This window comes from uncultured Dubosiella sp. (assembly GCF_964018005.1).
Taxonomy (GTDB): Bacteria; Bacillota_I; Bacilli_A; order Erysipelotrichales; family Erysipelotrichaceae; genus Dubosiella; species Dubosiella muris.
On record NZ_CAXHOA010000002.1, the window covers coordinates 1 to 18,507 of the forward strand.

The 18,507-nt window shown below is 50.2% G+C and carries 19 protein-coding genes, 1 rRNA gene and 1 pseudogene; 14 read left to right on the forward strand and 7 right to left on the reverse strand.

Translation table 11 applies throughout. The annotated features are described in order from the left end of the window. Positions 1-37: 37 nt before the first annotated feature. The 5 genes and pseudogenes from ABNS49_RS01655 to ABNS49_RS01675 form a co-directional block, all read right to left on the reverse strand. On the reverse strand, positions 38-538 hold the full coding sequence (locus tag ABNS49_RS01655; RefSeq protein ID WP_275443804.1) for a YbhB/YbcL family Raf kinase inhibitor-like protein: 501 nt from the start codon (positions 536-538) through the stop codon (positions 38-40). Between the two features lie 24 nt (positions 539-562). Then, positions 563-724 (reverse strand): cysteine-rich KTR domain-containing protein, encoded by a 162-nt coding sequence (locus ABNS49_RS01660; RefSeq protein ID WP_168356794.1) that lies wholly within the window; start codon positions 722-724, stop codon positions 563-565. Positions 725-1,135: 411 nt separating this feature from the next. Beyond that, positions 1,136-2,116, reverse strand: a pseudogene (locus ABNS49_RS01665) (serine hydrolase domain-containing protein); the annotation flags it as partial. 24 nt (positions 2,117-2,140) lie between these two features. Continuing rightward, positions 2,141-2,713: a TetR/AcrR family transcriptional regulator gene (locus tag ABNS49_RS01670; RefSeq protein WP_135992304.1), complete on the reverse strand. Its 573-nt coding sequence runs from the start codon at positions 2,711-2,713 to the stop codon at positions 2,141-2,143. 142 nt (positions 2,714-2,855) lie between these two features. Then, positions 2,856-3,230 (reverse strand): TnpV protein, encoded by a 375-nt coding sequence (locus tag ABNS49_RS01675; protein ID WP_348687744.1) that lies wholly within the window; start codon positions 3,228-3,230, stop codon positions 2,856-2,858. A 29-nt stretch (positions 3,231-3,259) separates the two neighbouring features. Here ABNS49_RS01675 and ABNS49_RS01680 point away from each other — a divergent pair, with 29 nt between their 5' ends. Then, a complete protein-coding gene (locus ABNS49_RS01680) occupies positions 3,260-4,381 on the forward strand; it encodes a hypothetical protein (protein WP_305151901.1) in 1,122 nt (373 codons plus the stop codon). A gap of 54 nt (positions 4,382-4,435) precedes the next feature. Next, positions 4,436-4,549 (forward strand): 5S ribosomal RNA (gene rrf / locus ABNS49_RS01685). A gap of 126 nt (positions 4,550-4,675) precedes the next feature. Here the strand turns inward: rrf and ABNS49_RS01690 are convergent. Further along, positions 4,676-5,983 (reverse strand): IS4 family transposase, encoded by a 1,308-nt coding sequence (locus ABNS49_RS01690; protein WP_348687746.1) that lies wholly within the window; start codon positions 5,981-5,983, stop codon positions 4,676-4,678. Positions 5,984-6,344: 361 nt separating this feature from the next. Between ABNS49_RS01690 and ABNS49_RS01695 the strand changes: the two genes are divergently transcribed. The 12 genes from ABNS49_RS01695 (at position 6,345) to ABNS49_RS01750 (ending at position 16,907) form a co-directional block, all read left to right on the forward strand. Beyond that, on the forward strand, positions 6,345-7,469 hold the full coding sequence (locus ABNS49_RS01695) for an HAD family hydrolase (RefSeq protein WP_135981107.1): 1,125 nt from the start codon (positions 6,345-6,347) through the stop codon (positions 7,467-7,469). 127 nt (positions 7,470-7,596) lie between these two features. Then, positions 7,597-8,358 carry an HAD family hydrolase gene (locus ABNS49_RS01700; RefSeq protein ID WP_168353650.1) on the forward strand — a complete coding sequence of 254 codons (762 nt, stop codon included), beginning with the start codon at positions 7,597-7,599 and terminating at the stop codon, positions 8,356-8,358. 132 nt (positions 8,359-8,490) lie between these two features. After that, on the forward strand, positions 8,491-9,132 hold the full coding sequence (gene hxlA, locus ABNS49_RS01705; protein ID WP_348687749.1) for a 3-hexulose-6-phosphate synthase: 642 nt from the start codon (positions 8,491-8,493) through the stop codon (positions 9,130-9,132). After that, positions 9,129-9,689 (forward strand): 6-phospho-3-hexuloisomerase, encoded by a 561-nt coding sequence (hxlB, locus tag ABNS49_RS01710; RefSeq protein ID WP_135981104.1) that lies wholly within the window; start codon positions 9,129-9,131, stop codon positions 9,687-9,689. The genes hxlA and hxlB overlap by 4 nt, the downstream gene beginning before the upstream one ends. 185 nt (positions 9,690-9,874) lie before the next feature. Further along, the gene (locus ABNS49_RS01715) at positions 9,875-11,467 is read left to right on the forward strand and encodes an AMP-binding protein (protein ID WP_135981103.1); all 1,593 of its coding nucleotides are present in this window, start codon (positions 9,875-9,877) and stop codon (positions 11,465-11,467) included. A 3-nt stretch (positions 11,468-11,470) separates the two neighbouring features. Beyond that, positions 11,471-11,692: an acyl carrier protein gene (locus ABNS49_RS01720; RefSeq protein ID WP_135981102.1), complete on the forward strand. Its 222-nt coding sequence runs from the start codon at positions 11,471-11,473 to the stop codon at positions 11,690-11,692. Further along, positions 11,685-12,245 (forward strand): 4'-phosphopantetheinyl transferase superfamily protein, encoded by a 561-nt coding sequence (locus ABNS49_RS01725; protein WP_135981101.1) that lies wholly within the window; start codon positions 11,685-11,687, stop codon positions 12,243-12,245. The genes ABNS49_RS01720 and ABNS49_RS01725 overlap by 8 nt, the downstream gene beginning before the upstream one ends. Continuing rightward, positions 12,233-12,997, forward strand: coding sequence for a lysophospholipid acyltransferase family protein (locus tag ABNS49_RS01730; RefSeq protein ID WP_135981100.1), 765 nt, complete (start codon positions 12,233-12,235; stop codon positions 12,995-12,997). Before ABNS49_RS01725 ends, ABNS49_RS01730 begins: the two co-directional genes overlap by 13 nt. Continuing rightward, positions 12,994-13,830: a glycosyltransferase gene (locus tag ABNS49_RS01735; protein ID WP_135981099.1), complete on the forward strand. Its 837-nt coding sequence runs from the start codon at positions 12,994-12,996 to the stop codon at positions 13,828-13,830. The genes ABNS49_RS01730 and ABNS49_RS01735 overlap by 4 nt, the downstream gene beginning before the upstream one ends. A gap of 1 nt (position 13,831) precedes the next feature. Then, the gene (locus ABNS49_RS01740; protein ID WP_168353649.1) at positions 13,832-14,788 is read left to right on the forward strand and encodes a glycosyltransferase family 8 protein; all 957 of its coding nucleotides are present in this window, start codon (positions 13,832-13,834) and stop codon (positions 14,786-14,788) included. Beyond that, the gene (locus ABNS49_RS01745; RefSeq protein ID WP_135981097.1) at positions 14,785-15,645 is read left to right on the forward strand and encodes a lysophospholipid acyltransferase family protein; all 861 of its coding nucleotides are present in this window, start codon (positions 14,785-14,787) and stop codon (positions 15,643-15,645) included. Before ABNS49_RS01740 ends, ABNS49_RS01745 begins: the two co-directional genes overlap by 4 nt. Positions 15,646-15,710: 65 nt before the next feature. Continuing rightward, positions 15,711-16,907, forward strand: coding sequence for a phosphopentomutase (locus tag ABNS49_RS01750; protein WP_135981096.1), 1,197 nt, complete (start codon positions 15,711-15,713; stop codon positions 16,905-16,907). A 48-nt stretch (positions 16,908-16,955) separates the two neighbouring features. Here the strand turns inward: ABNS49_RS01750 and ABNS49_RS01755 are convergent, their stop codons facing one another. Further along, on the reverse strand, positions 16,956-18,491 hold the full coding sequence (locus ABNS49_RS01755; RefSeq protein ID WP_135981095.1) for an amidohydrolase: 1,536 nt from the start codon (positions 18,489-18,491) through the stop codon (positions 16,956-16,958). Between the last annotated feature and the right edge of the window lie 16 nt (positions 18,492-18,507).

Sequence of the window (18,507 nt, forward strand, 5' to 3'; positions counted from 1 at the left end):
TGCGTCTGGCTCTTTTATCAACGTATTCCATGCTTATTTATTCAAAATACCCATAAATTCTTCCTTTCTGAATAATATGGCGATTAGCCTTACTCAAAACTTTTCGTTTGAAAGAAACGGGGGACAAATCAAGTTTACAATCTAATACATAAACAGTAAAGCAATACTTGTGAGATTTTCCTTTAGGCGGTTTCGGTCCTGCATAACAATGAAAGCCATACCCAATTCCTTGTATCGCACCTTGTAATGAAGATATTGATTTCCCTGACGGAATTGCTTTTATAATTTTATCTGTTGCAGGAATATTCCAAATAATCCAATGCGTAAATCCCTTTATCGGATGGCTCAAGTCCTCAAGCGTAATCATCAAAGTAACTGCATTTGTATTTAGATTCTGAATGATAAATTCTGGTGAAATATCTTGCCCTCTGCCTGTATTCTCAATAGGGAATTTTCCACCATCATTTAACCCTACACATTCAAATTCAAGAATATTACTTTCCATATCATTTTCTAACCTTTCTGTTTTTGATTTCATTCTTCAGCTTCACTTAGTATCCAATTACTTGATAACGGTTATTTGCAAATCCTTTACTTCTATCAAACTTTCATGTTTACATTTCGGGCAGTAAAGGGGGAAATTCTTCAGTTCTGTATCTTCTTTTATCCTGTTTCGAGTTTTATTTCCACATACGGGACAACGTATCCATTCAAATTTTTCCATTTTCATCCTCCAATGTATCCTATAAAATATCTTGTATAATCCTACTGAAAAAAGCAAACTTGAACTTACCAACAAAACAACACATACATCTTTTACAAAATACCATATCACCCATATTGGAACACCAATCATTTCGGGCAAGCAAAGTAAAAGTAGCGGTAATATACCATGTCTTATAATATCAAAAGCGGTCAACGGTTTTGTCCGTTTCTTTTTCTTCCATTTTTTTATTGTTGCTATTGGATATACTGCTGTTGTTAATAACGCAAAATATGCCACATTCAGCAACAAATGCCTTACAATATATGGGTTGCCAGATATTTTATATTGCTCTTTACCCAAAATAGCAAATATCACATTTTTGCTTATAATATCTGCTAACTGATTGGTAACCAGATAGTCATTCATATTAATAAGAATGACGATTCCTAATCCGCTTTCTGGTAGCAACAACATATTTGAAATATAATTCTCAACCAATCCAGAATGCCCCAATACAGGCTCTGTATATTCTTCTGTCAAAGTCCATCCCATTCCGTAATAATAGGGCGTATTATCATCTACATATACATTCTCATAAAACATAGTGTTTAAGCTGTCTTGACTGATAATCCCCATTCCCCCGTTTAGATACATCTGCAAATACTTTGCCATATCTGATACGCTGGAACTCAAATAACCTGCTGGAACGGTAGACCACGAATGTTCATCGGGATAGTCTGGCTCCTCTGCAATCGGAAACCCGAAATAATTTTGATACCCTCTGATTAATCCATTTTCTTTACTTTGTTCAAGTGTCGCCGCCGTGTGTTCCATATGTAGAGGCAGAAAAATTTTTTTATTCATATACTCAGAATAACTAACTCCACTGACTGCTTCTATAATCTCGCCCAACAAGCCATAATTGATATTTGCATATTGATGCTGACCGTAACTCTCTGTTATTTTTGCATTGCCAAAACGCTGATATGTGCCTAAGCCGCCTGTCTGGTTCAAAAGCTGTCTTACCGTGATTTTATTTCCATCTGATTCATTTATAAAATAAGCTGAGGGGTCAATATAAGCCGAAATTTTTTCGTCTAAATCAATTTTATCTTCTTCCACAAGCCGCATAATGGCTAACGCAGTAAATGATTTGCTTATAGACCCTATAATAAAAGGTGTATCTATGCTTTTACAATTTCCATAAGTTTCAGCAAGCAGAACTTCTTTTGAATCTACAATGGTAACTGCCATTCCCGGGATATGTAATTCATCCAGTTCCCTCTTTAATTGGTTGTCAATATTATCATATTTCACATTTGTGTTTGCCAAAACCGTATTATTTCCAAATGTGATGGCATAAGCCAGCAATATCATTACGCAAATAGCTTTTTTAATTTTTCTTTTCATATTTTTTACTGATATGCCATTATGCTACCATTTCTCCTCTAATTTTTTCATCCCTTCAATCAAAATATCTATTGACAAATTAAAACTATCTTCTATTGACTGTACATTCCCAAAGGCACGATGATTTTCAAGTAATGCAAATCCCTCTAAAAACCCTCTAAACATTCTAACTAAGTGAGAGCAATTATCTTGCGAAATATTCAGTGATTTAGTTATTTTGAAGAATACCGAAAACATCTTTGAAGTTACTTCTCTGGTCTGTTCATTTTCAAATTGGTTGTACCAAAGCATAGCACTGAAAACCCCTTGGTTTTCTGTTGCATACTTATGGAAAGCGTGGCACATAGCTCTAATTGCATCATATCCAGTAAGTCCTATTACAACTTGGATAATTCTATCTTCCATTTCCTTCCACCCATAAAGCATAATCTGCTGTTTTAGGTCATCAAGTCCATCAACATGATTATAAAGTGATGGTGACTTAACACCTAATTGTGCTGCGAGTGTTTTCAACGAAAGATTTTCTATGCCCATTTTATTCGCTATATATGCAGCTTCTTTGATAACCAATTCTTTATCTATTTTTGTTTTAGGCAAAATAGCACCTCCCATATACTTAATCAGATTTATATTTTAACAAATTAGATTAGTTAAGTCAAGGGCTATCTCATGCTGCACCATTTACTATAACCTTGTTATAAAAAGGCGATAGAGCTTCTTATACTCCATCGCCATTCTATTATACGTAGATAATTTCCCTATTCACAATTTCTCTCGCACAAGCCCTTATGTTGTTGAGCCGCCCTGTCCATTCTAAGGCGTTTTCTTCCTTTAGGCGTTCCGTTATGCCCTGTCCTTGTTTCATGCCCTCTATGAGCCTTTCAAAGCGTTCCTGCGCCTGCCTGTCAATGTCGGCAAGATAAGCGTTGAGCCTGCCGCTTGTGAGAAGATTGGTGTATGTAACCTTGCGGTACTGCTTCAAATAATCCAAATGCCGCTGCCCCCATGTGCCTATCGGCTGTTCTTCTTCGGTGGATACAGTCAAGCATGGTATTAAGTAATCTCCTTGCCGCTTGTATTTGCCGCCCAGTTCCTCAAAAATCGTCTTTGCCATTGTCTGTTACCTCCACATTCTTTTTTATTTTGAATGTCCGCAAAATCCGTCCTACATCGCTGGCGCAGCGCGTGGGCCGAAGCGGACGACGACACACCCCGTCCAGACTCGTCCTGATTTCAAGCGAGCCCTGGCTGTTTTTGCAAGGCTACGCGGCGCTGTCGCTGCTCAAGCGCGGACAACTGGATTCGGTGCTGCTCGTGCGCAAGCCATACAACGTGTTCGCCCACCAGGTACTGTCGCTCGTTTTGCAAAGAGGCAGCATTCCGCTGGACGAGTTCCGGCAGCTGAACCATTCGATGCAGGCTTGGCGGTGGGTGAAGGACGACGAAAAAACGCAGATTTTCCGCTTTTTGCGTAAGCAGGAAATGATCGAAATATGCGGACCGGACGTCATCGCGGGGCGCGCGCTGGAAACGCTCATGGAAAAAGGATCGTTTTTTTCGTTGTTCGAGGAAGACGAGGCGTTTGGCATTTACGCGGGCGACGAAAAGCTGGCGGAAGTCGTGCCGCCGCCATGGATGAAGCGCGGCAGCCTGATCGTGGTGGCGGGAAAGGCGTGGGAAGTGATGCGTATGGACGCGAAAAAGAAGCGGGTCGACGTGGTGCCCGCCCAGGATGGCCGCACGCTCAAGCTTGGCATTCCGGGCGTCGTCGTTTCGGACGCCATTCGGCAGGAAATGAAAGCGATCATGGAACGGCCATACGACTATCCGGACTACCCGGTTTTGCGTCAAGCCATCCAAAACCGTACGACGGCGACGTTTGCGGAAGACGAACAGGGGAATGTGCGGCTGCAAACGTTTCGGGGCACGAAGATCAACCACACGCTTGCACTCATGCTTTCGATTGTCAGCCAGACGGAATGCGTACGTAGCAGCGAATGGAGTTCCGCGATCTCGCTGACCAGCCGCCACTTCGATTTACGGAAGGAAATCGAAAAATGCCAGGCTGTTTCCTGGACGAAAGCGGATTTTACCGCTTTTTTCGAACGCGAACCCGAGCGGGTCGAAGCGTTTTTGGAAAAGACGAAGTATCGCGCGCTGCTGCCGGAGCCGATTCGAATCGAGTACATTTTGGAAAACCTGCTGGATATCGAGGGCGCCGTGGCGTTTTTGGCAACTTTGAAGACAAAAAAGATGGTTGGATAAAAAATCATCTTTTTTGTTGCGTTTCTCTTTTCTATAGGGTAAGATAGTTACAGATTTAGTGATGATAGCGAAGAGGAAATACCTGTTCTCGTACCGAACACAGAAGTCAAGCTCTTCTGCGCCGACGATAGTTGGCTTCGCGCCTGCGAAAATAGGACGTTGCTAAGCAATGTCATTTAGTTAAGAAATGGCTTAACCATCTGGAGATTAATTTCCAGATGGTTTTTTTTGAAATGTGCACGACAAAAAACTGAAGTGTTGTCACTCCATTTTTTTAAGTTTATAATTTAACTGTTAGTCATAGCGATAGTTGAATCCTATCGCATTTTTGGGTTTTATCTTCCGCTCATTTTGGCGATTGTGGCGGACTGGTAGTATTTCTTTGGCTAACAATTCTTCGATATTGGGCAGATCCGTTCTGCCCTTTTTCTTTAGATAATCTCGAATCATATGATAGGCGCGGACATAATTCAATTGGTATTCATATTCCCGTTTTCTTTCTTTGATTCGCACCTCGTTGGTAATCCTTCTACAGAAGTTATATAGGATCAACCTTGCATAGATCTCCTGTTCGATCAGATTTCGCTTTTTTGAATGCAGGGTATTCAAGTCAAGATCATATTTCAAATCCCGATAGGATGTTTCGATTTCCCAGCGTCTATGATACAGTTCCTTTATTTCCGTTATTGTGAATTCGTCTTTATCCAGATTGGTAACGATACTCTCATATGTACCGTCACTGATTTCAAAACGGACAACTCGGAAACTCATATCATAGAATTCACTTTCGCCAAAATAATCGAATCGTTGATTTTTCGGTACGAATTTATAGATCTCAGGATGTGCCTTTATCTCCTTTGTCTGTCTCCTCGTCAATGTTCGTTTGACTGTCCTATCGAATTCGGTATCCGGAAAAGGACCAAAGCTTCGAAGCACACTCGTTCTTGAACCGATATCTTTGACCCGAATCAAGAATTTGTTTCCGGAATGATTGATTTGGGCGAACGAATTGAGTGATTCATAGCCTCGATCGGCAATGAATATGGCTTTTCTTCCTTGATATCGTTCAACGATCTGACGGAAAGCGCCATTTTCATCCATTACAGCCTGACCTTGGATAATGACATCTTCGTAGGTATGTTCCAACAGATCGTAGCTCGTATTGATATGGAAAGCAGAAAATGGAATGTTTGATTGATTGCCATTCATTATCGTCGTTTTTTCATCTTTGAATTCGTTACGGATAGGAAGAACGGTTCCATCCACAGCGATCAAGCGAAACCCCTTGAGTAGAGGAACGATATGGGTGTTTCGATTGAAAGAATCGAAAAGAGAGCGAAAAGCGTCGGGACGGATCTTGTCTCTAGCCTGTATAAAAGAAGAAGCTGTTGGTGTATCGAGATGATATCCGAAGAGTTTATAAATTTCATCTTTCAAGGAACCAGCTTCAAGAAGAATGACATTGAGTAAAGTATTACCAAAAAGATGTTTCCGTTTCCGGGTAAAATGTTTCATGGGATCAACGACAAAAAGAGAGCGGGAGCGATCCATAGTTTTGATACAGGAATTGAGATGTTTTTTCAAGGATTTAAAATTGTTCATAAGTAACCTCCAGACGAATGCCTATAAACAATTGGCCAAGTATCATGAATGATACTTGGCCACACGTTTTTGGATGGAAGTCAACAAAAATAAGAAAATTATCTAAAAAAAAAGAGGGTACACTTTAAAATGTATCCTCTAAGACTGCCATTTCTTAACTAAATGACATTGCGTTGCTAGGTCTTTTTTTTGCATTTTCTTTTCAGAAATCCACGCGAATAAATGAAAAAAATTTTTGAGCATTTAATTAACCGCCCGTTAATGAAAGCGCTATACTGATGGTGTTTTAAAAGAACCAGACAAATGTAAAGAACACAGGCCTGCTTTCTTGATTGTGGTTCGCTAAGGAGAGAAAAGAAATATGTATCACAGGTTTTTAAGCGGAATGATCGCCACAACGATGGCCTTTGGCGTCTATGCGCCAGCTTTTACAAGCGTTTACGCAGAAGAGAAAAAAGAGCAAACGTCGGAAACGCAAAAGCCGACTTTTGTAGAAAATGATTTTGAATACTGGACGAAAGATTCGAAAGTCAAACAAAAACTGATCAATTTCGTGAAAAACGCAACGGATCCGAAATCCGAAGACTATATTCCGGAAGAAAACCGGATCGCCGTATTCGACATGGATGGAACCCTGCTTTCAGAAACGAATCCATACTATTTTGAATGGATGATGTTCTTCCACCGCGTCCTGGACGATCCAACGTACAAAGCACCGGAAAAAATCAAAGAGTTCGTGACGGACGTGGCGGAACCGGCTGTATACGACGGGAAAGTGACGGACGAGATCGACGCGCAGTTCTCTGAATACCAGGCGGAAGTGTACAAGGACATGACGCTTGATGATTATGAAAAATACGTGCAGGATTTTATGGATCTGCCTGTCAACGGACAAGACGGTCTGACGTATGGCGAATCGTTCTACATGCCGATGCGCAACGTCGTGGACTTCCTGCAAGACAATGACTTCCAGGTTTACATCGTTTCCGGCGCGGACCGGCTGACGACGCGTGCCGCCGTCACAAAAGAACTAGGCATTCCGGCCAACCACGTGATCGCTTCGGATACGATGATCGAAGCATCCAAAGAAGGCGACGAGGACGGCGAGTTCTACGGCTATACGAAAGACGACGAGCTTGTCCGCGGCGAAGAGCTGATCAAAAAGAACTTGAAGACAAACAAGGTCACGGCGATCGCCCGGGAAATCGGCATCCAGCCGGTACTGGCGTTTGGAAACAGCTCCGGCGATGAAAGCATGGCGATTTACACGATTACGGACAACGAATACCCGGCGGAAGCGTTCCTGCTTTTGTGCGATGACACCGAACGGGATCATGGCAATACGGAAAAAGCCCAGAAAGTCGCGGATATGGCGAAAAAAGACGGCTTTAACACGATCAGCATGAAAAACGATTTCAAGACGATCTATCCGGAAAAGGCTGAAATGGTCGAGATCATCGACGAAACCGGCGAAGCGGTTAAATAAATCCAAAAAGAAGAAAAACAAAACGGCAAAACCAACTTGCCGTTTTTGTTTTTGCGAAGAAGGACGAAAAAAGAACACAGAAAACGATCCTTTATGCGAAAATAAAGACGTAGAAAAGAGGATGAGTATGAAATTGTTGGCAAGTGACTATGACGGAACGCTTCACTTTGAGGACGGGTACAAGCAAGAAGACCTGGAAGCGATTCGCGCCTTTCAAAAACAAGGCAACATGTTTGGCTTGTGTTCAGGACGGCCGCTGCGTAATTTATGGAGCCTGCAAAGCGAGGCGCTGAAGTTTGATTTTATTATCGCTTCCTCGGGCGCCTCGTTCGCGACCGATCCTGAACACGTTTTGGAAGAGCGCACGGTGCCTTTGGCCGTGTTGGAGGAAATCGAGGAACGCATGGGACTTGAAAACGTAGTCATCGTCGGAAAGACCCGGTTTTTTGTGCAAAACCCCGCATGCTGGGCCGCCCAAAACGTTGGACAAAACGTGGAAACGATCCATTCGGCCCAACAAGTGCAGGAACCGGTTTTGCAAATTTCCATGGAGCTTTCAAGCGAGGCGGCCGCCCGTGCGATGTGCGGGCGGCTCGCACGCCTCGAGCAGCCATGCAGCTTTTTTCAAAACGGGACCTTTATCGACATCGTGGCGGCGGGCTGCTCCAAAGCGACCGGCATCAAAGCCGTCGCGGCCGCGTTGGGGATCGCGGAAGAGGATGTTGCCTGCATTGGCGACAACTTCAACGATCTGCCCATGATCGAGGGCATCGAAAACAGTTTTTCGTTCGACTTTGCGCCGGCGGCCGTGCAGGAGCGAGCCGGGACGATCGTTTCTTCCGTGGCGGAGGCGATCGCGTGCTGGACGGGCGAAGGAAATCTTGGATAGAAAAAAAGAAAACGTTGGAATCCAAACAAAAAAAAGTGGAATCGGCGGGAAAAGAAAAAAAACGCTCCATTTTTTCAGTTGATCCACTATGATAAAGAAAAAGAAAACCATCATCGAAAGGAACTTGAGATTATGAAACTGCAAGCCGCACTGGACACGCTTACTTTGGAACAATGCATCGAACTGCTTCAGGAAACCGGCCATTCCGTCGATATCGCCGAAGTGGGAACGCCGTTTATTATCGAGCAGGGCATGGCGCCTGTTCGCGTTTTGAAAGAGCGCTTCCCCCATATCGAAGTGCTGGCCGACGCCAAAATCATGGACGCCGGCGAATTCGAGGCCGACAAATGTTTCGAGGCCGGCGCCGACATTGTGACCGTTTTGGGCGTAAGCTATGACGAAACGATCGAAGGCGTCGTCCGATCCGCGAAAAAGCACGGAAAGAAAGTCATGGTCGACATGATCGCCGTGCAGGATCTGGCGAAACGGACAAGGGAAATCGACCAAATGGGCGTCGATTACATTTGCATCCACACCGCTTTCGACATCCAGTCCACCGGACAAAAGGACCCGCTCGAAGAGTTGAAAGTCGTCAACCAGGTCATCGAGCACGCGCAAAGCGCGGTAGCCGGCGGGGTCAAGCTGTCCACGATCGACGCCATCGCCCGGGAAGGGGCGGCCATTGTCGTCGTTGGCGGCGCGATTTGCAACGCGGCCAGCCGCAGTGAAACCGCGCGAGAGATGAAGCGCCATCTCCAGGAGGAAAACGCATGAATTACGAACAATACGCCGACACGGTACTCAAGGAATTGCAGCACACCCTTCAAGCCGTCGACGCCCAAAAAGCCGAAGCGTTCACCACGATGCTCGACGAAGCCGACGAGGTGTTTTGCGCCGGCGCGGGCCGAAGCGGATTCGAGGTAAAAGGATTCGCGATGCGTCTGATGCACATGGGATTGAAAAGCTACGTGGTTGGCGAAACGTGCACGCCCAACATCGCTAAGGGCGGACTGCTTGTCGTTTGCAGCGGCTCGGGTGCGACGAAAAGCCTGGTCAACCACGCGAGCAAAGCGAAAGAAGTCGGCGCCAAAGTGGCGCTGATCACCATTGATCCAAACAGCCCGATCGCGAACATGGCGGATCTTGTGATCGAGATCAGCGCGCCAAGTCCGAAAAGCGCGAAGCAAACGGATATGAAAAGCATTCAGCCGATGGGATCGCTTTTCGAGCAAAGCGAAGGCTTGTTCATGGACATCGTCGTGATGATGCTCATGGCCCGGCGCGGGATGGACGCCGACACGATGTTCGGACGCCACGCCAATATGGAATAAGAAATAGCGCGATTTTCGTTTTACAGCCTTGGACGGCCCCACACGTCCAAGGTTTTTTTTGTGGCGATTTATGTGATAGCGTCCCATTTTTTGGGCATTCCATTGGAGAAAAAACAGCGGATACGCTTAACTAGAAGCATGAGAAGGGTGCAACATTTGCAACAAATCCAAAGAAAGTAACAATTATGATGAATCAAAACCAAGCTTATCCTCTATACCAACTACAGGAAATCCACGATTTGAAACACCTGATCGACGAGCAGGCCCGGATCCATCCGCAAGCGCCCGCCTTCCGCTGGACGGAAAACAAGGTGCTTCACACCAAAACAAGACTGGAATTGCGGCAGGACATCCGCGCTTTGACCAACTGGCTGTTCGACCAAAAGATCCACGGGCAGACGATCGCGCTGGTCGGGCGCAATAGCTACGCGTATATCGTCGCCTTTTTCGCCTTGATTTTGGCAGGCAACGTCGCCGCGCCCATCGACAAGGACGCCGCTTCGGAAGAAATCGTCGCGATGATGACGCTTGGCGACGCGGGTGGCGTCGTTTGCGCGCAGGACGATCCGCTCGTTTCCTGTTTGCCGGACTCCATACAGCCGCTGTGGTTCGAGGATCTTCCATCTCTGATCGAGAAAGGAAAGACGCTCCCCGACCATTTCGAGAGCGTGCAAATTGACCCGGAGACGATTTGCGCCTATTTTTATACGAGCGGAACGACCGGCACCCCAAAGGCCGTCATGCTCAGCCACAAAAACATCGCCGCCGACATCAACGCCGCGTGCAAGAACTTCGTTCTCACCGGCGATACCGTGGCCGTTTTGCCGTTCCATCATTGTTTTGGGCTGGTGACTGGCGTTCTAAAAGTGCTGAACTATGGCAAAGCGACGTACATCGCCCCTTCGCTGCGGCGGGTGCAAAAGACGTTTCAGGAACAAAAGCCGCAAACGGTCTTTCTCGTACCGTTGTTTGTGGAAACGTTTCATAAACGCATTTGGAGTCAAATCAAGCAGAAACACCAGGAAACGCAAGCGCGCCGGAAAATGCGCCAGTGCGAACAGCTGCTGAAAATCGGCATCGACATGCGCAAAAAGACGTTCAAGGCCGTGCACGATTCGCTTGGCGGTGCCCTTCAATACATCATTTGCGGCGGCGCGCCGCTCGACCAGCGCTATATTGACGATTTCCACGCCTGGGGCATTACGATCTTGAACGGATACGGCATTACCGAGTGCGCGCCCGTCGTGGCCGTCAACCGCAACCACTTTATAAAAAAGAACAGCGTCGGTCAAATCGTCGACGGCGTGCAGGTGCGCATCGGCGAGCAAGGCGAAGTATGGGTCAAGGGCGATATCGTCATGCGCGGCTACTACGGCGATCCCGAAGCGACACGCGCCGTGCTGCGCGATGGATGGTTCAACACGCAAGACATCGGCTACGTGGACCGGGACAACTTTCTTTTTTTAAACGGGCGCGAGAAAAACCTCATCATTCTCAGCAACGGGGAAAACGTTTCGCCGGAACAAATCGAGATGCAGCTGGCGCGCTGCGAGGAAGTCGAGGAAGTGGTCGTGTTCGCCCGTCAAAAAGCGCTGTGCGCGGAAATCTATCCCGATCCCGCCGCGCAGGACGCCGAAAACAAAATTGCCGCCTATGTGCAGGCGTACAACGACCGGCAGCCCAGGGCGAAGCAAATCGAACGGTTTTATTTCCGGGACCGGGAATTTGAAAAGACTCCGACGAAAAAAATTATTCGGAGCCAAAGAACAGGAGTGTGAATCATGACGAAAATCATAGAAATCCTAACGCATTATACCGACGTTCCCGCCGCAACCATTCAAAGCGACTCCCGTCTGGTGGCCGATCTTGGCCTCACCTCTTTGGACGTTTTGGACATGGTTGGCGAGTTCGAGGACGAATACGACATCGAGATCCTGGACAAGGACATTAAGCAAATGCAAACCGTGCAGGACATCGCCGACTATTTGAGCGCGCATGCGTGATTTCGCGATCCGATGGTTCGGGCACGGCCCCGAGGCGTCGTACGCCGCGCTGGCTCCTTGTTTTCAGCAGCGCGTCAACCGCTACACCCATCCCCAAGCGCGCCAGCAGTCGATCGAAGCGTACACGCTGCTGCAGACGCTGCTTACGCGCCACGCCATCCCTTTACAGCCTTTGCGCCTGTTGCCAAGCGGCAAATGGACGATGGGACCGTGGTTCGTGTCGCTGACGCATTGCGCCACGGGCGCGGCGGCCCTGATCAGCACTCGCAACGATTCCATCGACATGGAACCCGTACGTCCGCTGTCCTGGAAGCGCGTGGAAAAGACGTTGTCCGCGGCGGAAAGGCACGCGCTGGCGAACAGTTCGCGCCCCGAGGCGGCGTTCATGACGTTTTGGACCCGCAAAGAGGCGTATATCAAGCAAAAAAGCGAAGCCGGGGACGTTTCCTATCGCGCCATCGACACATTGGCCTGGGCCGGGCGCGCCACGTCGTGGGAAAGCCATGGCACGATCGTGACCGTGCTGGAGGAAATCGAGACATGCGACGCGTAATCGAGTTTCGTACGTTCGCGGACGACGTGGTGACAGCCCGGAACCAGGACTTCAAGCTTCCCGAAACGTATACGTGGATTCGAACCGGCCGCGGCTATCAAATGGCTAGCGACGCCTTGTACGCCTTGTTTTCGCTTGGCGCGTCCGGATGGCTGCGCCATGGTTTGCATACGAGATTCATCGGCCAAGAACGCCTGGCGCGCGAAGCCCAGGGCTATTTTTTATATATCAACCATACGCAAACGACGGGCGATCCTTTTTTGCCAAGCCAGCTTGACCGCAAACGGCGGGCATACGTCGTGGCTTCGCCAAGCAACTTGTCCGTTCCGTTTTTTGGAAAGCTGCTGCCCATGCTTGGCGCGCTCCCGCTCCCGAACACCCGTCAGGGCATGAAGGAATTCCGGAAAGCCATCGCGTACCGGGTCGGGCAAAACCAAAGCGTCGCCATCTTTCCCGAGGCCCATGTGTGGCCGTATTATACAGGCATCCGCCCGTTTTCCGACGCGTCGTTCCAATTCGCGGTCGACACGGGAAAACCGGTGTATTGCGCGACGGTGACTTACCAGCGCGGTCGGCGCGGCCGGGTGGAGCGGACGGTGTTCGTCGACGGTCCGTTTTATCCCGACGACACGCTTTCGCGGCCGGCGAAGCGCCGGAAGCTCGCGGAGCAGGTGTATTGCCAAATGCGAAAGAACGCCAAAAAAAACACCGTCGAAGTCATTCGGTACGTCCAACGAAAGGAGGAGGCATGAACGTTTTATACTGTGGCGATATCCATATCGCGCAAGGATTGATTTTAAGCGTGCTTTCGCTCAAAAACCACGTGAGCGAACCGCTCCATGTGTATATATTGACGATGTCTTTGCGCCAAAACGGCCGGCAGTACGAGCCAATCGACGCCAAAACGATTCAGACGATCGAAAAGATCGTCCACCAGGGCCATTCAGCCGGCACGGTGGAGGTTTTGGATGTGACTGCCTTGTTTTGCGAGGAGCTTCCCGAGGAAAACATGGAAACGCGGTTCACGCCATACTGCATGCTCCGCCTGTATGCCGACCGCCTCGCGCTGCCGGACCGGATTCTTTATTTGGATACGGACGTGTTGTGCCGCCGCTCTCCCCGGGCGTTTTACGAGCAGGACATGACCGGGATCGAGCTGGCCGGCGTCCTCGATCATTACGGCAAGTGGTTTTTCCACCGGAAAATGTTTCAATTCGACTACATGAACTCGGGGGTGCTGCTTCTTAATTTGGAGCAAATCCGCAAGACCGGCTTGTTCGCGCGGGCCAGAAGCTACTGCCGGCGCCATTCGATGTTCATGCCCGACCAGTCGGCGCTCAACAAGCTCGTGCGCTCGAAGCGGCTTTGGCCGCGCCGGTACAACGAGCAGCGGCAGCTGCAGGACGACACCGTGTTCCAGCATTTCACCACGAGCTTTCGCGCTTTTCCCGTCTTGCATACCGTCAGCGTGAAGCCGTGGAACCGCGAAGGAATGCACGACATTCTCCACTTGCATGAATACGATGGCTTGTATGCCGAATACGACGCGTTCGCCGCGACGCCTCGTCCAGGAAAGGAACTCTGACATGACAACAAAACCCAATATTCCCATTTTTTTCACAATCGACGAAGGCTACGCGCCGTGGCTTTCCGTCGCTTTGCTGTCGCTCAAGGAAAACGCCAGCCCGGCGTGCCGCTACGATGTGCACGTCGTCTACCACAACATGCGTCCGGACACGATCGAGCGTTTGAGTCGAATTGCCGGCGACGACTTCTCGATTTCGTTTTTGCCGATGACGGAAACGATGGAGTCGATCACAGACTGGGAAGGAAACTACTTGCGCGCCGACTATTTCACGCTGACGATTTTCACCCGCCTGTTTTTGCCGGACATGTTTCCGCAATACGACAAGGCGATTTATTTGGACAGCGACATTTGCGTGCCGGGCGACATTTCGAAGATGTACGCCATCGCTTTGGAGGACAACTATCTTGGCGTCGTGAACGACTACTCCATCGCCAACGTGCTCGAACTCAACCACTATGTCAAAGACGCCGTGGGCGTCGACAAGGACCACTATTTCAATTCCGGGATCCTGCTGATGAACTTCCAGGCGATGCGCGAGCACCATTTGGCGAGCCGGTTTTTGGACTTGATGGCGAAATACCACTTTGACACGATCGCGCCGGACCAGGATTATTTGAACGCGTTGTGCAAGGACAAAGTCGTCTATTTGGATCCGACGTGGGACTCGATGCCATGCGATTTGGACGAGTTTGAAAATCCGCAAATCATCCACTACAACTTGTTTGACAAGCCGTGGTGCTACGACGACGTCAAGTATGAAAAATACTTTTGGGACGTGGCGAAGCGGTCGGATTTCTACGAGGAAATCGTCGCGTACAAACAAGGCTATTCCGACGCGCAAAAGCAGAAGGACGCGCAATCGCTGGCCCAGCTCGTGTCGCGCGGCAACGCGATCCCCGACCAGGCCGTGACGATGCGCAAAGTGTTTGAAAGCGGGCAAGAGGCGCGGCTATGATTCTTGGCAACGACCGGCCGGCGGTCGTCGAGCACATCCGCCAGCTCGTTTCGGACAACGAGCTCAACGCCAAGGCGGAGCTGGACGATCCGGTTTTGACGCCGGAACAAAAAGACGCGCTCGTGCAAGGGTTTTTGGCGCGGCAGGGCACGCGGGCGCAGGAGCTGGACGCCCGGCTGGCGCGCTACATCATCAAATACTATACGAAGCTGGTCAACCACCGGACCCAAATCGTGGGATTAGACAAAATTGAGGCCATCGAAGGCGGGGCGATCATCACGAGCAACCACTTCAACCAGCTGGACAACACGGTGGTGAAAAAGATGATCGCCGAAAAGGACGGCCGGGATGTGTATACGGTCATTCAGGAAGCCAATTTGGCGATGGATGGCTTTTTCGGATTTTTGATGAACAATGGCGACAACATTCCGATTAGCGACAACTACGACTACATGCGCCACGACTTTGTCGACCTTTTGCGGCAAGTCGTCGAGCAAAAGGACTATATCCTGATTTATCCCGAACAGGAAATGTGGTTCAACTACCGCAAGCCGCGTCCTTGCAAGCGGGGCGCCTACTATTACGCCAGCAAGCTGGGCGTGCCGGTCATTTCGTGTTTTACCGAAGTGCAGGATCTGGACACGATGGATGACGACCATTTTAAAAACGTCCAGTACACGCTTCATATTCTGGATCCGATTTTTCCGGATCCCGCCTTGTCGGATCGTGCCAACAGCATCGCGATGGCGAAAAAAGACTACGAGCAGCGCTGCGCGGCGTACGAGAAAATTTACAACCGGCCGATGACGGCGGCGTTTTCGTATCGGGACATTGCCGGATACGTGAAAGAAGATTGACAGGGAGTCTCGGAAACGGGACTCTTTTTATGGTAGGATGAAAAGCGAAAAGGAGGATTTGGTTCATGGAAGCATTCAAACGCGTATTTTTGATCGTCATTGACTCGTTTGGGATCGGGGCGATGGACGACGCGGCGGCGTATGGCGACGAGGGGGCGAACACGTTTTTGCACATTGACGAGCGGATGGATCCGTTTCGGATTCCGAACCTCATGCGTCTGGGGCTGGGCGAGCTGGCTCAACCGGCGCACGCGTGCCGGAACGCGCCGCTGACCGGCTACCGGTGCGCCCTCAAGGAACGCTCCGTCGGCAAGGACACGACGACAGGCCACTGGGAGATGATGGGGCTACGCACAGAAAAGCCGTTTGTCACGTTTACGAACACCGGCTTTCCCCAGGCGCTGATCGACGAGCTCGAGCGGCGAACCGGCCACGAAGTCATTGGCAACAAGGCGGCCAGCGGCACGGAGATCTTAACGGAGCTGGCCGGGCAGGAGCTCGCGTCCGGCTCGCGGAAAATGATCGTGTACACATCCGCGGATTCTGTCCTGCAAATTTGCGGCCACGAAAAAAGCATGGGGCTGGACGAGCTGTACCGCGTTTGCCAAATCGCCCGCGACATCACGATGAAGCCGGAATGGAAAGTGGGACGCGTCATCGCCAGACCTTATTTGGGCGATGCCGAAAGCGGATTCGAGCGCACGCCCAACCGCAAAGACTTGTCGGTGGATCCGCCGCGGAAGACCGTTCTCGACTTGTTAAAGGACAACGGCAAGGCCGTGGTCGCGATTGGCAAGATCCACGATATTTTCAACGGCCGCGGCATCACGAGAAGCGTGCATTCGAATTCGAGCGTGGAGGGCATGGAGCAGACGATCGCCATGGCTGACGAACCGTGGGAAGGACTCGTCTTTACGAACCTGGTCGATTTTGACGCCAAGTGGGGCCATCGGCGAAATCCGATCGGCTACGGACGGGAGCTTGAGACGTTCGATGGCAAGCTGGGCGAATTGATGGACGCGATGCAAGAAACGGATCTGCTGATCGTGACCGCCGACCACGGCAACGACCCGACGCATACGGGCACCGACCACACCCGGGAAAAGACGCCGCTCTTGTTGTGGGCGCCCCGGTTCCAATCGACGGGCACGCTCAAAACGCAATCCAGCTTTGGAACGGTCGGGATGACGATTTTGGCGAATTTCGACATCGAGAGAAAGCCGTACATGATAGGGGACAGCGTGCTGGAAGCGCTGCGATGAACAAAAAAACAATCGCGAAGACAAGCCGCGATTGTTTTTCGTTTTTATTTAGCGGGAATATACCCACATTCCATGACACATCGTTTTCAGCGCCTTGGTTTCAAGCAGCGTCTTTGAGTCTTGAAAAATGTCGTGGTCGATGACGACAAGATCGGCCCAGTACCCCGGCTCGAGCTTTCCAAGCTTTTTTTCCATCCCCTGGGCGAACGCGCTTCCTTGCGTGTAGGCGTCGATGGCATCCTCGAGCGAAAGCCGTTCCTGCGCGTTCCAGCCGTTTTTTGGATAGCGGTCGTAGTCTTGCCGAAAGACGGCGCAGTGCAGGTTTTTGAAGGGATCGACGCTTTCCACGGGCGCGTCCGTGCCCAGACAGAGCGGAACACCGAAATCGTGGAGCGTCTCGAACGCGTATGACGTGGCGGCCAGCGTCTTGCCTACGCGCTCTTCCACGATGTGCAAGTCGTATTCGAGAAAGACGGGCTGGATGTAGGCCACGATGTTTTGGCTTCGAAAGCGCTCCAGCAAATCCCGGCCGGTGATTTGGACGTGGACGACGCCCCAGCGCAGCGGATTGCCGGGTTCCTGCAGCGCCTCGTACTGGTCGAGAACGCAGGCGATGGCGGCATCGCCAATGGCGTGGGTGATGAGGGGCAGCCGCTTCTTTTTGGCGTAGACGGCCAGCTCTTGAAATTTCTGCGCTGTCGTCACCTGGATGCCGCAAGTCGAAGGGTCGTCGCGGTAAGGTGAGGAAAGCCACGCGGTCCGGGCGCCGAGCGAGCCGTCCATAAACGCCTTGATCGGTCCGATTCGATGGAAACGCGTCGTTCGGGGCTGGCACGTTCGCAAAAAGCGTTCGAGCGTTGGGATGTCCTCGATGTGGAACTGATGTGTGATGCGCAGCGTTTGGCGGGCCGCGAACCGGGCGTACGCCGCGAAGACGCGTTCAAAGTTGCCGTCCTTGATGTCCGCGGTTTGAATGGACGTGATGCCGTGGCGAAGACAGTGGGCGGCCACTGTTTCGAGCTGGTTTAAAATCGTCGCCTCGCTTTTGTCGCGGACATCGCGCAAAAACGGAGCGCAGGCGTTTTCTTGCGCGATGCCGGTATCGGGATCAAAGTCCTCGTCCACAAGATTCACTTTGTTTTTCATCGCCGTGTTCACCGTCAGGACATGGGTGCAGACGCGTTCCATGACCATCGGAATCGTCGCGCTGACCGCGTCCAGATCGTGCCGCTCCAAACAGCGTCGTTCTTCAAGCTGGTCCTGGTTCCAGCCGATGCCATGCACTAGCGTGGCGCCTTGATGGGTATCGAGGTAGGCGCGTATGGCTTGCTGAATGTCGGCGATCGAGCGGCAGGCGGACAAGTCGACGTCGCAAAGCGTTTCGCCAACCATCATCGCGTGCAAATGCGAGTCGTTGAAGCCGGGCAGCACGACGCGGCCTTGCAAGTCGAAAACGGTGTCGGCGCAAGGGGCGATGTCCTCGGTGCGGCCCGCCTGGAGAATCGTGCCGTTTTCGATCAGAAGCGCTTCGCAAAACGCGCCGCTTCCTTGATAGATTTTGCCGTGGATCAATGCTTGTTTCATAACTCTCCTTTCAAAA